The 13463-nt window shown below is 67.7% G+C and carries 10 protein-coding genes and 6 pseudogenes; 9 read left to right on the top strand and 7 right to left on the bottom strand.

What is annotated here, in order from left to right; all coding sequences use genetic code 11:
- Nucleotides 1–68 precede the first annotated feature (68 nt).
- Both ACFVWD_RS47000 and ACFVWD_RS46995 read right to left on the bottom strand, forming a co-directional pair.
- Nucleotides 69–1387 (bottom strand): annotated as a pseudogene (locus ACFVWD_RS47000) (IS1380 family transposase).
- Nucleotides 1388–1574: 187 nt separating this feature from the next.
- Nucleotides 1575–1723, bottom strand: a pseudogene (locus ACFVWD_RS46995) (transposase); the annotation flags it as partial.
- A gap of 1262 nt (nt 1724–2985) precedes the next feature.
- Between ACFVWD_RS46995 and ACFVWD_RS46990 the strand changes: the two are divergent.
- The 5 genes from ACFVWD_RS46990 to ACFVWD_RS46970 all read left to right on the top strand — a co-directional run bounded on the left by ACFVWD_RS46990 (nt 2986) and on the right by ACFVWD_RS46970 (nt 5727).
- Entirely contained in the window at nt 2986–3552 is a 567-nt protein-coding gene (locus ACFVWD_RS46990) for a DUF4291 domain-containing protein (protein ID WP_389604447.1), read from the top strand.
- A gap of 275 nt (nt 3553–3827) precedes the next feature.
- The gene (locus ACFVWD_RS46985; RefSeq protein ID WP_389604440.1) at nt 3828–4127 is read left to right on the top strand and encodes a hypothetical protein; all 300 of its coding nucleotides are present in this window, start codon (nt 3828–3830) and stop codon (nt 4125–4127) included.
- 490 nt (nt 4128–4617) lie between these two features.
- Complete coding sequence (locus tag ACFVWD_RS46980; RefSeq protein ID WP_389604438.1) at nt 4618–4797, top strand: helix-turn-helix domain-containing protein; 180 nt, start codon at nt 4618–4620, stop codon at nt 4795–4797.
- A gap of 87 nt (nt 4798–4884) precedes the next feature.
- The gene (locus tag ACFVWD_RS46975) at nt 4885–5349 is read left to right on the top strand and encodes an IclR family transcriptional regulator C-terminal domain-containing protein (RefSeq protein WP_389604436.1); all 465 of its coding nucleotides are present in this window, start codon (nt 4885–4887) and stop codon (nt 5347–5349) included.
- Nucleotides 5350–5397: 48 nt separating this feature from the next.
- Nucleotides 5398–5727, top strand: coding sequence for a putative quinol monooxygenase (locus ACFVWD_RS46970; RefSeq protein WP_389604434.1), 330 nt, complete (start codon nt 5398–5400; stop codon nt 5725–5727).
- Between the two features lie 110 nt (nt 5728–5837).
- Here ACFVWD_RS46970 and ACFVWD_RS46965 read toward each other — a convergent pair whose 3' ends face one another.
- The gene (locus ACFVWD_RS46965) at nt 5838–6287 is read right to left on the bottom strand and encodes a hypothetical protein (RefSeq protein ID WP_389604433.1); all 450 of its coding nucleotides are present in this window, start codon (nt 6285–6287) and stop codon (nt 5838–5840) included.
- 466 nt (nt 6288–6753) lie between these two features.
- On the opposite strand from ACFVWD_RS46965, the gene ACFVWD_RS46960 reads away from it, so the two are divergent.
- Both ACFVWD_RS46960 and ACFVWD_RS46955 read left to right on the top strand, forming a co-directional pair.
- A complete protein-coding gene (locus ACFVWD_RS46960; RefSeq protein ID WP_389604432.1) occupies nt 6754–7026 on the top strand; it encodes a PfkB family carbohydrate kinase in 273 nt (90 codons plus the stop codon).
- Between the two features lie 249 nt (nt 7027–7275).
- Nucleotides 7276–7775 (top strand): annotated as a pseudogene (locus tag ACFVWD_RS46955) (Tn3 family transposase).
- Here ACFVWD_RS46955 and ACFVWD_RS46950 read toward each other — a convergent pair.
- The 4 genes and pseudogenes from ACFVWD_RS46950 to ACFVWD_RS46935 all read right to left on the bottom strand — a co-directional run bounded on the left by ACFVWD_RS46950 (nt 7770) and on the right by ACFVWD_RS46935 (nt 10188).
- Nucleotides 7770–8333 carry an HAAS signaling domain-containing protein gene (locus ACFVWD_RS46950; protein WP_389604430.1) on the bottom strand — a complete coding sequence of 188 codons (564 nt, stop codon included), beginning with the start codon at nt 8331–8333 and terminating at the stop codon, nt 7770–7772. The pseudogene ACFVWD_RS46955 and the gene ACFVWD_RS46950 overlap by 6 nt on opposite strands.
- A gap of 39 nt (nt 8334–8372) precedes the next feature.
- Entirely contained in the window at nt 8373–8726 is a 354-nt protein-coding gene (locus ACFVWD_RS46945) for a PadR family transcriptional regulator (protein ID WP_389604445.1), read from the bottom strand.
- A 397-nt stretch (nt 8727–9123) separates the two neighbouring features.
- Nucleotides 9124–9621: pseudogene (locus ACFVWD_RS46940) on the bottom strand (alpha/beta hydrolase); the annotation flags it as partial.
- A gap of 375 nt (nt 9622–9996) precedes the next feature.
- The gene (locus ACFVWD_RS46935) at nt 9997–10188 is read right to left on the bottom strand and encodes a hypothetical protein (RefSeq protein ID WP_389604428.1); all 192 of its coding nucleotides are present in this window, start codon (nt 10186–10188) and stop codon (nt 9997–9999) included.
- A gap of 399 nt (nt 10189–10587) precedes the next feature.
- Here ACFVWD_RS46935 and ACFVWD_RS46930 point away from each other — a divergent pair.
- Both ACFVWD_RS46930 and ACFVWD_RS46925 read left to right on the top strand, forming a co-directional pair.
- Nucleotides 10588–11199, top strand: a pseudogene (locus ACFVWD_RS46930) (transposase); the annotation flags it as partial.
- Between the two features lie 70 nt (nt 11200–11269).
- A pseudogene (locus tag ACFVWD_RS46925) lies at nt 11270–12956 on the top strand (ISAzo13 family transposase).
- Nucleotides 12957–13463: the final 507 nt, after the last annotated feature.

The following is a 13463-nucleotide window of genomic DNA, read 5'->3' as shown; positions in this document are numbered from 1 at the left end:
CGGGTGGACGCCGGGTTCCACTCATCCGGTCTGGACCGGTTCCCTTGTAGGGGCGGGAAGGTTGCTGGTCAGCCGGGGTTCGGCAGGAGCGCGAGACGTTCGAGGGCAGTGGTGATCTCACCGGTCCAGGGCCAGTGGCGGGCGAGGCGGAGGATGCGGCGCCGGCCGGTGGTGATGAGTTGCCCGGCTGCGGAGAACGGGCGGAACCGCAGACGGCGGGGCTCCCAGAGGCGGGCCTGGCCGGTCAGGGCAAGCATAGGCATCCAGGCCAGCAGGTCGAGAGCGATCTGGACGACCTCGAGCCAGACCTTGTTCTGCGCGGTGTCGTGCAGGGCAGGTTGCGCAGGCCGGTCGCGCGGGCGGCCCGGATCCGGTCTTCGGCCCGGGCCCGCAGACGGTGACGGAGTTCGAGCTGGGTGATCGGACGGTCGGCGGTGTTGGTGGCGAAGCACGTGACCCGCATGCCGTCCGCGTCGGTGATCCTCAACTGGGCACCGGGATGCGGTCGTTCCTTGCGAACGATCAGCCGCATGCCCTTCGACCAGCCCTCGACGATGTCGCCGGTGAGTTCGGCGACCCATGCTCCGTCGCGGACCTCGCCGCCGGTCTCGACGGCCGGGGTCCAAGCCGATGCCGGGATCTTCAGGACGTGCTGGTGGATGGCCCCGGTGATCACCATGCCAACGGAGTAGGCCAGCCAGCACCCGCGCCGGGCGAGCCAGGCCACGAACTCGTGGGTGCCGCCTGCGGAGTCGCAGCGGATGAGGGTCTGCCGTCCGCGCCGGTACTTCCTGGGCAGGTTGGGCCAAGACGAGGCGGGTGACCTCGACGTGGTCGGCGGCAGTGTTCGAGCCCGCGTTCCCGGGTCTGAGCAAAGCGGCGACGGGTTCGCCGGTCCCGCCCGGCCCGTGGTCGACGAACCCATCAGTGGCTGGTGACCGTAGGTCTTCTTCCATGTCGGGGCGGCATCCTGCTTGTCGGAGTGAGAGACGACCAGGACTCCGTCCAGGTTCACGGTCACCTGCCCACCGGCGTCCGGTGCTCGATTGCCGGCCAACGTCCAGGCGCGTTGACGCACTTCAGATCGTGCGGAGCGGATCGCGGTCAGTGCTTCTTCGCCCGCGGTGGCGAGGGTGTCGACCAGACGGGAGACCGTCGGGTCGGAGGCGACCGGCCCGAACGCGGCCGGCTCAGCCCGCAGCATCGCGATGTCGGCGAGGCAGTCCCCGCCGAGCGCGACCGCCAGCGCAAGATCCACGAGTATCTTGCCCGGGTCGTGGACGGCCCTCGGTTTCCGCCAGGGGGCGAGTGCTGCGGAGATGGCCTGGTCGAGGCCGGCCTTACGGATCGTTTCGACCAGCAGTACCGAACCGGCCTGCGAGACCACGGCCCGGCCGTCATCCCGGACAAAGACATGGGGATAGGACCCGATAGGCTTCTTCACCTGGAAAGTGCCTCGACAGGGGCGGGAACAAGGACCTCAGCAATCCTCATTCTCGCTGGTCAGAGGCACTTTCTGCTTGCCTGACCACTTGCCGGACAGCACCATTCATGAAAGCGCGAGGTTAGCACTGCACCCCCGTGCGGTCCACGTAGAGGATCACGTTCATGATCTCGCGTAGTTCGTGTTCGGGCGGACGTCCGAAGTCCAGGGCCCGGCCGCGGCGCTCGAAGCGCCAGGCCGTCAGGACCGGCTGAATAACTCCCAGCGAGCATCGGACAGATCACTCTGGCCGTGCGGCGCACGTGGGTACGGTCCCGTCCAAGGACGAAAAGACGCACCGTCCCGGCCGACGCCTGGAGCCCAGGGTCCAGCACCAGGAGGCTACGCAGAGAGGCTGAGGGTGGACGACGTGGCGGCGCCGTCGCTTGGCGACGGCCACGACGGGTGGCTCAGTGCGCGCGTCGCCCTGGCCTGCCGCTCAACTGCCTCCGCGTGGACGGGTCGACCCGCCTCGCGGGCACCACGGCCTGATGCGCGGTGAGCGCCTGACGGTAGCCCTTGGCCGCGCGCTCTGGTCCACCGACGACCAGGCCGTGCGCGAGACTGGACCGGGCAGGCGAAGGCCAGTTCCTGCGCTCCGTTCAGTCCGCAGCGCGGCGTTCGTCGTCCAAGTGAGCCATAGCGAAGCCGCGTTCCTCGGGGTGACGGGCCAGCCGCGCAATTGCCCACGCGGTCCGGGGGTCCATCCCCTCACCGAAATCGGCGGCCACGCGCCGGGCCTGCCACGTCGTGTGCGGGACGAGCACCCACCGCGCGAAGCCGAATCGGACGCGGCCGGTGTCGGCAGAAGTCGTTGCCTGCTGTGAGCGTCGGTCCTGACGGCTGCCTGATCCACCAGTGCCATCTCCTGGCGGGCCAAGTGGCGACGGGGAGTCGGACAGCCTGGTTGATCAAGCAGAGGCAAGGCGTGTGATAACGGCGTCGGCTTCTCTGACCAGTTCACTCACGCCGCGAAGCCACATCTGGCGGTTGTATATCTCCCCTTTTCGCGAGCGCGTTGGACCTCAACTATGCGTGAGACAGCTTGGCGAAGCAGCGCAGCGCGTTGTCGAGGCAGCCAGGAAATACCCAGCTCAGCCAGCCGTGGCCGCAGTTCCTGATCGAGTAGTTCCCACTGCTCCTGCACACGGGTGACGCAGCAGCTGCCTCACCTGTGGCCCTGACGGGCCGCCTCAGCAAAAGGCCGCTGTGGGAACGCCGTGCTGTACGAAAACGGGTCGTTCACTCTCACTGAGGCGACAGGAGCCGTTCGGGGCCGTGGTCTCCCCCTCAGTGGGCGATCAGCAGTGACGTGCTCGTCGAGATCGCCTTCCGACAACCAAGCGGGCCGTGGCCACGCGCTATGACAATCTCGTGGTCCGCTTCGAGGTAACCGTCTTGATCGCGGCCATCAACGACCGGCTATGACCAGCACGTTCGAACCGGCCTGGGGCGTAAAAATGGTTCGCTGCGCCAGCAGAGCCGATGACAGGCTGCGGCGCATGGCACCCCAATATCAGATTCGTGCCGACTACGACACTCGCACGATCGTGGTCTACCAGGCGTACTCGCCCGCCATCGCTGACGCGGCGCTGCGAGCGGGCCGCTTCGTTGCGCCGTTCTCGTTCCACCGGATGACGTGGATCAAGCCCTCGTTCCTGTGGCTGATGCATCGGAGCAACTGGGCCCGCAAACCCGGTCAGGAGCGCGTTCTGGCCGTGCGGATGATCCGGGAAGGCTGGGAGGATGTCCTGTCCCGGGCCGTGCTGACGACCGCAGACCCGGCGGCCGTGGCTCAGGCAGCCGTACATGTCCAGTGGGACCCGGAGCGCTCGTCGCGGGGAGCTGCACTGAACCACTACAGCATCCAGGTCGGCATCGGCCGCCATCTGATCCGCACGTTCACCGACGACTGGATCGTCAATCTCACTGACCTCACCCCCCAGGTCCGCAAGGCCGCTGCACTGATACAAACCGGGCATGCCGCCAAGGCTCAGCGGCTGTTCCCTGCAGAGCGCGCCTACCCACTGTCCCGGACAATGGAAGACCTCCTTTCTCCAGGAAGATGACGTCCGACTGGCGACGCGCCGCCTGTGGCCCCACGGCACTATGAGCACTTCCGCAACACACTTCAGCAACGTCATTTGGGACCACCGAGGCGGCGGCCACCCATGCCTCCCGCCCCTCTCTGTCAGCCTTTGGTGAGACGCCCCGCTTCGGCGGGTTAGCCTGAGAGGGCACGACAGGAGCACCACCCCCTCATGACCAGTACCAAGCCCGCCGGATCCGACCCGGCTCCCCGGTCGAAGCGCCGCGCTTTCAGCCCCGAGTACAAGCTGCGGTCGTGGCCGAGTACGAGGCCGCGCCCAAGAACGAGAAGGGCGCGATCCTGCGCCGTGAGCGGCTGTACCACTCGCACGTGAAGGAGTGGCGGGCCGCGCGGGATGCCGGGGCCCTGGAGAAGCTGGTCGACAAGCGCACCAGCCCGGCCCGGCCGAAGCAGTCTGCTGCCGAGGTGGAGAACGAGAAACTGCGCCGCCAGGTGGAGCGTCTGGAGAAGGAACTGGCGCGGAACAAGGCCGCGTTGGAGGTTATGGGAAAAGCTTCCGCGCTCTTGGAAATGATCTCCGGGGGCGCGGACTGACGTGTGCCGTCACCCCGGTCACCGGCGAAGAGGGGTCCCGCCAACGAGCGGCAGCCCGCTGGCAGTGACGGCAGCGACGTGACCCTCACCCGCGGAATCCACATCACTGACCTGCCTGGCTCTCGTGGTGCGAGGCATCCAAGGACGAGCTCCGCTGCTGGACAGGACGTACAGGAGCCGATGTCGGACCCGCAGGATGTCCCCCCTTGCTCGGGTACGAAAGAGCCCGGCGCTGACGGTGGGAAGGCTCTGTGCCCGGGCACGGTGGCGACGGGGTGGGCGCCTCACCCACCAGCACGGCCGCGCGGACCAGCCTTCCTCCAGCCATGACAGGCCCGTCTTCGACCCGGACATGCACCGTGAGGGCTTCGCTGCCGACATCCAGCCGTGGCTGTCCCGGTGAGGTTGGCGTCTCCAAGGTCGAGCGAACCGGGGGTACTCAACGGCGTTACCCAAGTGGGCTCCGACGCCCACCGAAAGGATCAAAGCCATGTCCGGGCCCCAGTCTGTGGACCACGCGCTGGCCCTGCTGGACGCGGTGGCTGACGCGCCGGGACCGCTGAGCGCGAAAGCACTCACGCGGCGTCTGGGGTGCTCGCTGTCGACCGTGTACCACCTGCTGGGCCCGCTGACGGCGCGCGGGTATCTGATGCGGGGACCGGAAGGGTAGGCTCCCGGGCCGCGCGTCCCCTCCCTGCACCGGTCCTTCCAGCGGCACGTGGGCGCCGGGACCGCGGTCGCTGCGCTGCTGCCACACGTGCGGCGGACCACTGGTGCCGAGGTGTACTTCACCGCATGCCGCGGCGGACGCATTACCGTCGTCGACACCACCGCACCCCTCACCGACACCCAGCACCCTTTCGCACCCGGCCGCGAGACCCGGGCGCACGCCACCGCCCACGGCAAGGCCCTGCTCGCCTCGCTTTCCCGGGCCGCGCGGCGGCGTTACCTCGCCCACCACGGGATGGCACGCCTCACCGAGCGCACGATCACCGACGAGGAACGCTTCGAGGCAGAGCTCGCGAGCGTCCGGGCCCGGGGTGTCGCGGTCTCCGTCGGCGAGGCGGACCCTGCCTACACCTGTCTCGCTGTGCCGCTGCCCGGCCGTCCCGACTGCGCCCTGTCAGTCTCGCTCCCCCTTGAGGACTTCCGGCGCCGACGGGTCGAGGTCAGTTCCCTCCTCACGCTGGCCGCGGCTGCGTTTCCGACAGCGTCGGAATGAGCCCGCCCTCGGCTGGCCGCAGGCTGCCGCACGCAGCATCGTGGAGCCATGATTTTCATCGCCGTACGCTTTACCGTCCGTCCGGAGCACACCGACGAGTGGCTGTCTCTCGTCGGTCCCTTCACCGAGTCGACCCGTGCCGAGCCGGGCAACCTCTTCTTCGACTGGTCTCGCAGTGTTGACGACCCGAGCAAGTTCACGCTGCTGGAGGCGTTCGAAGATGACGCCGCTGGAGCGGCCCACGTACAGTCCGACCACTTCACGGCCGGGCTGGCCACGATGGCCGCCGCCATCGCCGAGACGCCCGAGATCATCAATGTGAACGTTCCCGACCAGCAGGGGTGGGGTCGCATGGCCGAGCTTGCCCCGCAGACGTAGTCCGGCTCCTCGCCACGCTGATGCCCCGTTCACGAGGGCGCAGCTAAAGATCCTGTTCCGCCACGGGACCGGCGAGGAACGCGTCGACCTCGGCCAGCACCGCGGCGCGCTCAGCAGGCCCGTGTGCGATGAAGTCGTCGGCGGCGGCGTCGTCGTAGGCGCGCACGCGGCTGTGCGGCCCGGTGCAGACGAGGGCGCGCGCGATCTCGGGCAACGAGGCTGAGGGCATCGCAGTCCCCGGAGCGGACGAGATGCAGCAGGTCGGTGGTGACGCTCTCCCAGTCGCCGGCGGTCGGCCAGTCGGCGCCTGCACCCAGTTCGTGGGTGAGGGCGGCCAGCGGGACGATCTCGCCCTGCTCGCGTCCCTGGGTGAGGCGCTCGTGAATCCGGCCGCCGTCAGCCTGGCGCACCTGCGGGTGGAGCAGGGAGTCGGCGGCGACGACGGTGGTGGTGGTGGTGTTGATCTCCTGGGTCCCGGGACCGGGGTAGTACGGCTCGTGTGCGAAGAGAAGGTAAACGTCCAGGGTGCGGACAGCCGGGCTGGGTTCGGACGCGGGCATAAGGAGGCCTCCCCTCAAGAGTGACGTGCGGAAGGTGGGGCGAAGCGCCGGGGACGTCGTCGGCCGGTCGTTCGGCGGCGGCGGCGGAGTCCATCGGCCGCCGGTGGGCGGGTGTTTGGCCCGTGTCGGCGCCGTTCTCGGAGGCGGAGCGCTCGACGATCTGGGCGACCTGGTGGACGAGTTGCGGAGCACCCCGATCTGGTGGGGGATCTCGGACGGGCTGCCGTCTCCGGGGACAGTCCAGGCGAGACAGCCCCATGGGGTCCGTTCATAGACGAGCACGGGCTCGCAGGCGGCCGAGCAGGTGCTGCCTGGGACGTGCCCGGTCCGCAGGGCGCGGGAGCGTTACCTTCCCACCGCCCCGGGTCGTGGGTGAAGGGGCGTTCGTGATGCGCGGCCGGGGTCGGCGGCGGTGTGCGGAGTGTGTCGCCGGGGGAGGGCCGCGACACCGTGACCCGCCCCCCGTGTGGACGTCGTCGACCCGGTCGGCGCGGGCGACGCCTTCGCCGCCGGCTTCCTGTCGGCAACGCTACGCGGACTGCCCGTCGGCGCCCGGCTGCGGCACGGCCAACTGATGGCCGCGGCCGCCCTCACATTCCCGGCGACCTGGGCAACCCGCCGCCCGCCGGCTTGCCAGGCCACCACGAGCCGGCGGTCCACGACGCGGCGCCCCTCACCCTCGCCTGACGATGAGGGAGCCAACGAGGCAGTGTGCCCACGCATCGGGGCCGAGGGATGAATAGTTGAAGCCAGGGCCTGATTTTGGCTGATACTGCGAGGGCGGCAGCAGCCGCTTCCTACCCAGATTCCCCCGCGACCACGTCCAGTGCACGGCCTACAGTCCCAAGGCCAGCAGGCCCGAGGGCCCGGACTTGGCAGGCGATGAGGTCAGCCCTTCATATTGGATGGCAATCCAGGCGGGGCGGGCGGGCCCTGCCCCCTGGATACGTGCGACCGCACTCCGGCTCGGGACGGCGGAGGCGGAACAGTGCTGCGCCGTTTCACCCGCGGCGGCCCGAAGCACCCCACCTACGCCGCGCTCGAAGAACTCGGCCGGGCCGTACGCACGATCTTCGCGACTACCTGGCCAGCCCCGGCCTGCGCCGCGAGATCCACGGCGGGCTCCAGGTCGTGGAGAACTGGAACAGCGCCAACACCGTGCTCCACTACGGCAAGGACGGCGCCCTGACCGGCCCGGACAAGGAACACGCCGAGACCTCGATGCTCGCCCTGCACCTGCTCCAGTCTGCGCTCGTCCACGTCAACACCCTGCTGTTGCAGCAGGTCCTCGCCGAACCGGCCTGGGCCAAGAAGCTGTCCGCCGAGGATCGGCGCGGTTTGACCGCGTCGTTCTGGTCGAACATCAACCAGTACGGCACCTTCCGCCTCGACATGGACAAGCGGCTCGAACTTGCGCCTGCCGTCAGGGTGCCCGGTCCGCGCCATGCGGTCGGTGACGCTGCCAGAACAGGCGATTCCTCATCATGACGACATGCGGCGTCCTGCCCGGAAGAGGTATACCGATGCGGCCGCCGGTACCAGCACGCTGGGGGCGACGAGAGTGAGTAGCCCCGCGTCGAGCGGCCCCGTTGTCGCTGCAGTGAAGGCTATGCCGACAAGCGCTATAGGGACCGGGAGCGTGGCCGCAGTGCCGATGATCTTGTCGCGCCTGTTCCAGTGAGGTGCTGCCCACAGCAGCACGACGCCCGCGATCATGGCAATGCCGCCCAGGACGAGGTTGACGCCCCCGAGAAGTCCGGCCACCGGCAGCAAGATCAACGGGGCAAGGCTGTGCCACTTGCTGACCGGCAGCGCAATGGTCTCGCCTTCGCGGGCGGTGGCCACGATGGTGCGGGGGTCGCCGAGGCGGTCCAGGACGGCTTTCACCTCTGCCTCGTTGAGGGCCGGCTGCTCGGCGAATGCCACCGCAATGTGCTCCGTCAGATCGGCAAGAAGTTCGTTGCGGCGCTCCGGCCCCAGGGCTGCGGCCTCGCGTGCCACAGCCTCCAGGTAGGCCACCGCAAGCGGGTGCTCGACGGTCTTCATAGTGAATCTCCAGGTAAAGGCAGTGGGGAGTTCGGTCGTTTAATCGGTGATGAAGCGGTCCACGGCGTCGCGGAAGTGCGGCCAGATCTCAGTGAACTCCGTCAGCGCCGCCTCTCCCTGAGGGGTCAGCATGTAGTAGCGGCGCGGCGGCCCACTTGGGGACTCCTGCCAGGTCGTATCCACCAAGCCGTCACGGCGCAACCGGGCCAGCAAGGGATAGATCGTCCCCTGGCTGGTGGTCATCACGTTCACCGTGCCAAGCACCTCCAGCAGCTCTACGCCGTAGCGAGCGCCACTGCGCAGAAGTCCCAGGACGCAGTACTCCAGCACTCCTTTACGAAGCTGGCTTTCCGCCTTCCCTGAGCCACCCCTACTTGCCACATCAGGTACCATGCAATACATGGTAACCGGCACGGCCATGTACGTCCAGTCCTGCCCGGGACCGCCCCAGGCCGGGTATCGATACCCGTGCGGCCACCCCATCGGACAATTCCGTGGTGGATGGGGCGTCGCCCGACGTCGTTCGCAATACCGCGATCCGGACGCCTTACCGCCTGAGGCTCGGACCAGGATGCGGACTGCGTCGACAAACGTCGGTGAACGGTCCAGCCGATAGATCCCGACACATGCTCATCGGCTACGCCCGATAGCCGGGCACGAGACGTGTCCGGTCGATCGATGTCAACTGCGTGCCTGACCGTTTGACGCCCACGTCGCCGGGAGTGCGGGAGGCCGTGTCTCACGTAGTCGACCTCTAGGACTGGGATCCTTCGAGGATCACGGTCAGTCCCTACGATTGCGTAATCCGGTCGCGCAGCCGGGAATCAACGCCGCTGAGCGCCGTCCTGGCCATTGCCGTGGGGTGGCCCGTGAAGCCATGTGGTGAGTCGGGGTAGACCCGGAGCTCGACGTCATTGCCGGCCGCTGACAACCGACCTGCCAGTGCCAGGTTGTCTTCCAGCAACACGTCTGCGCTTCCGACGATCAGCAGCGTTGGGGGAAGCCCGCGAAGAACGCCGTAGATGGGAGAGATGTCAGGAACAGTGCGGTCTTCCAAATGGCCGGCGTACGCCTGGATGAAGTATTCGTCCGCGATGCGGCGACCGGCCGGGGTTCGTGCGCTCAAGTCGTATGTGCCGAATTGGAGCGCAGCGCCGGTGAATTGGCCAACGGCACCTCTGTCTCTCAGCCGGAGCAGGGTCGCCAAGGCGAGTGTGGCTCCCGCGGAGCTCCCGCCGATCGCAAGTCGGGACGTTCCGAAGCGGGCATCGGCTTCTTCGACGAGCCAGGTGCCGTACGTCATCGAGGAGTTGGCGCCCGGCGGCCGTCAATGTCACGCATGGCTGTCACGTTCGAAAAGCGACGTGTCCAAGTCCTTCTCCAGGGCTCGGGGTCTGACGGCCCGGAACGGAACTGGGAGATGTGCACCAGCTCGGCGACGCCACCAAGGAGCGAACCTTCTGCAGGTCGAGATCCATGGCCGCCCCTTCCGCATCCGGCTGGCCGGTAACGGAACCGCCCGCGTCTCTGCGAAACACCCAGATACCTGTGCGGCGGTAGCGGTGGCGTTCCCGGTGCTGACCGTCACGGCGGACGTGTCAGGGTAGACAGTGTGGGACGGTGTGAGACGGTTGCACGCGTCTCACACCGTCCCAGCCGGTTCCTAGTAGCAACCGTACCTACAGCCGTTCGTGTGCATGATGGCGTCGGACACCTTGGTGGCCTTGGCTGCATGAGCGGTGGCCGGGGACGAACTTGCGGTGGCGGCCGGTGCCATCGCCAGGGTGCCCGTGAGAAGGACACCGAAAAGGACGGCGGTGACGCCTGCGCGGGTCTTTCGGATACCGGTACTCAAGACTCCTCCAAGAATTTTGTGTCCCGGGTGTCGGGCCTGGCCGGATTGTCAGGGCCCGCGGGGCCATGCTCGTGGGAGCGGTGCCTCATGCGTAACAACGCCCTCAACTGTCGTCCGGTTCAAAGAAACTGATGCACAGTTGAGGGCATTGTTACGCATGAGGCACCGCTCCCGGGCCTCCGGTCACACGAGTTGGCTTCAACAACCCTCGTGCTGCACCAAAGGCCCTAATCCCTTGTTAAGGGCGTTCCGAAGGAGCGGTAGTTCCTGGGTGCGTTCGAGTGCCGGGAACGCGACACCTCGTGGCTGCCGGAGGGCAACACCTTGCTTTAGACAGCGTGCACGGTCCTGTTGCTCATGGTGGTGGCGGTCTCGTGGACGCCGCACGGATGCCCTAAGAGGCCCGAGGCCCGCGAACTCCTCAAGGCCGCACCGACTCCCTCTCGGGCCGCGCGGCTGACTCGCACCCAGCTCCAAGCAGCTCTTAAACGAGCAGGCCGCAAGCGCGGCATCGAGGTTGAGGCCGACCGCGTCCGCGACGTCTTCCGCGCCGAGTGGGCCCACCAGCCGCCGCTGGTCGAAGAGGCGCTCGGCAAGCAGATGCTCGCCCTACTTATCCAGCTGGAAGCCGCCTGCACCGCCACCGACCAGCTCGCCGAGGCGGTGGAAGAGGCGTTCCCTCAGCACCCGGACGCCGAAATCCTGCTGAGCTTCCCCGGGCTCGGCATCCAGCTCGCCGCTCGGATCCTGGCTGAGATCGGGGACGACCACACCCGCTTCGCCGACGCACGCGGCCTGAAGGCATACGCCGGCTCCTCGCCCATCACCAGGGCCTCCGGCAAGAAGTCGACCATCACACGGCGGTGGGTGAAGAACGACCGGCTCAACCACGCCGGCTACCTCTGGGCCTTCGCCTCACTCCGGGCATCCGCCGGGGCCAACGCCCACTACCGGCGACGACGCGAGCACGGAGACTGGCACGCCGCCGCCCAGCGCAACCTCTTCAACCGCCAATGCCACGAAGTTAGGGCTCGCAGAGCATTAACCCGTAGCTTCCCGCTGGCCGACTCGTTGGCGTGGTATGGGCGCATCGGAGGGGCAACGGGTAGCTCTGGCAGCCAAGTTCGAGGCGATCTTCCCGCATCTCGACGAGCGGCAACGGCGTCTGCTGATAGGAGCGGAAGCCCGGTCGATCGGCCATGGCGGAATCAGGCTGGTCGCCCGGGCCGCCGGGGTGCGGGAGGCCACGGTGTCGCTGGGTGCGGATGAACTGGAATCCGGCGAGGCCCCGTTGGGGCGGGTGCGCCGGATGGGCGGAGGCCGCAAGCGGACGGTCGATCTGGACCTGGGACTTCGTCCGGCGCTGCTGGCCCTGGTCGAGCCGGATGTGCGGGGTGATCCGATGTCGCCGTTGCGGTGGACGACGAAGTCCACCCGTCATCTGGCCGCCGAACTCACCCGCCAGGGTCATCGGATATCCGCCGACACCGTCGCCGACGTGCTGCGCGAGGAAGGCTTCAGCCTCCAGGGGAACGCCAAGACCATCGAAGGCCGGCAGCACCCCGACCGGGACGGCCAGTTCCGCTATATCAACGAGCAGGCCAAGAACCATATCGACGCCGGGGACCCGGTGATCAGCGTCGATACGAAGAAGAAGGAAATCGTGGGGTCGTACAGAAACGGCGGCCGCGAGTGGCGGCCCGCAGGCGACCCCGTGCAGGTCAGCACCCATGACTTCCCGGACAAAGAACTTGGGAAGGCCGTGCCCTACGGCATCTACGACCTGGCCGCGAGCACCGGCTGGGTCAGTGTCGGCACCGACCATGACACCGCCGCCTTCGCCGTCGAATCCATCCGCCGCTGGTGGAAGGGCCGCGGCAAGGAGGACTACCCGCAGGCCGGACGACTGCTGATCACCGCCGATGCGGGCGGTTCCAACGGCTACCGGACCCGCGCCTGGAAGGCCGAACTCGCCGCCCTGGCCCTGGAGACGGGCCTGGACATCACTGTCTGTCACTTTCCTCCCGGCACTTCGAAGTGGAACCGGATCGAGCACCGGCTGTTCTCCCACATCACCATGAACTGGCGCGGCAGGCCCCTGACCAGCCACGAGGTCATCGTGCAGTCCATTGCCGCGACCACCACCCGCACCGGCCTGAGAGTCCACGCGGAACTCGATACCACCGCCTACGAGACAGGGATCCGCATCGGTGACGGGCAGATGGAAGCCCTGCCCCTGACCCGCCACGACTGGCACGGCGACTGGAACTACACCCTCCGCCCCGAGGCATACGCCAAGGTCAATGACGCCCCAGACTCCTTCGACCAGCCGAGTCCCGACCTCTCCTGGCTCTGCCACCCGGCCCTGACCGGGCTGCCGCCGCACGAGTGGGACACCCTCATCACCACGCTGACCACCCTCCAGGAGGCCCAGCGCGAGACGCACCTGGACAAACGACGCGGCCACCGGCCACGCGCCAAGGGTGACGGCAACACCCGGACGCCGCCCGATCCTCACCCTCGCCGACCGCCTCCTGGCCGCCGTCCTCCATTACCGGCACGGCCTACCCCAGATCGCTATCGCCGCCCTGTTCAATGTCCGGCCCGAGACAATCAACCGGCGCCTGAGGGACATCCGGGAACTGCTGGCAACCGCAGGCCACGACCTCCGCCCCGCGGAACGCCAACTCGCCACCCTGAACAACCTGTTCAACCAGGCACGCGAGGCAGGCATCATCACCCCGCTAGAGATCAAGACTGCGAGTTAATGCTCTGCGAGCCCTTAACTTCGTGGCATTGCTTCAACCGCATGATCGGCCAGCTCTACCACTGCCTTCAGCACCACACGCTGTTCGACGAACACACCGCGTTCCCCACCGAACTCGCTGCCGCGGCTTGACTCGTTGGCATCGTGAGGTGTCTGCCTTCATGCACCCACCCAGCCAAGATCACTCGACCAAGGCCCCTGCTCGATCAGAACCGTCCTCATGACCGATAGGAATACGGCTTCTCAGATGTCAGTCACCTGCCACGTGACGTCGACCGGGGCTTGACCAGCCTATTAGGCTCCGGTTTGGTGCTATCCGCTGACCGTCCTTGGCGCCCTCCACCTGTGCCCTGGGATCGCTGGCGTGCCGCGTTCGCAAGGTCAGCTGGATCCGGACTCCAGCGTGATCCCGGCTCAGAGCGTTGGGGTCTCAGCTGCGAGCCTTGAGAGGCCGGAAGCACCGCAACCCCGCGCAGCTGCGAGGGCTGCGGGGGCTGGGGAAGCTGCC

It is taken from the genome of Streptomyces sp. NPDC058086 (assembly GCF_042885015.1).
Taxonomy (GTDB): domain Bacteria; phylum Actinomycetota; class Actinomycetes; order Streptomycetales; family Streptomycetaceae; genus Streptomyces.
This window is presented reverse-complemented; position numbering and strand designations above follow the sequence as displayed.

What these genes read in the sequence shown, in the direction of transcription:
- ACFVWD_RS46990 (WP_389604447.1), top strand. Translation starts at nt 2,986, where the DNA reads ATGGCACCCCAATATCAGATTCGTGCCGACTACGACACTCGCACGATC.
- ACFVWD_RS46965 (WP_389604433.1), bottom strand. Translation starts at nt 6,287, where the DNA reads ATGCCCGCGTCCGAACCCAGCCCGGCTGTCCGCACCCTGGACGTTTAC.
- ACFVWD_RS46970 (WP_389604434.1), top strand. Translation starts at nt 5,398, where the DNA reads ATGATTTTCATCGCCGTACGCTTTACCGTCCGTCCGGAGCACACCGAC.
- ACFVWD_RS46980 (WP_389604438.1), top strand. Translation starts at nt 4,618, where the DNA reads ATGTCCGGGCCCCAGTCTGTGGACCACGCGCTGGCCCTGCTGGACGCG.
- ACFVWD_RS46950 (WP_389604430.1), bottom strand. Translation starts at nt 8,333, where the DNA reads ATGAAGACCGTCGAGCACCCGCTTGCGGTGGCCTACCTGGAGGCTGTG.
- ACFVWD_RS46945 (WP_389604445.1), bottom strand. Translation starts at nt 8,726, where the DNA reads ATGGTACCTGATGTGGCAAGTAGGGGTGGCTCAGGGAAGGCGGAAAGC.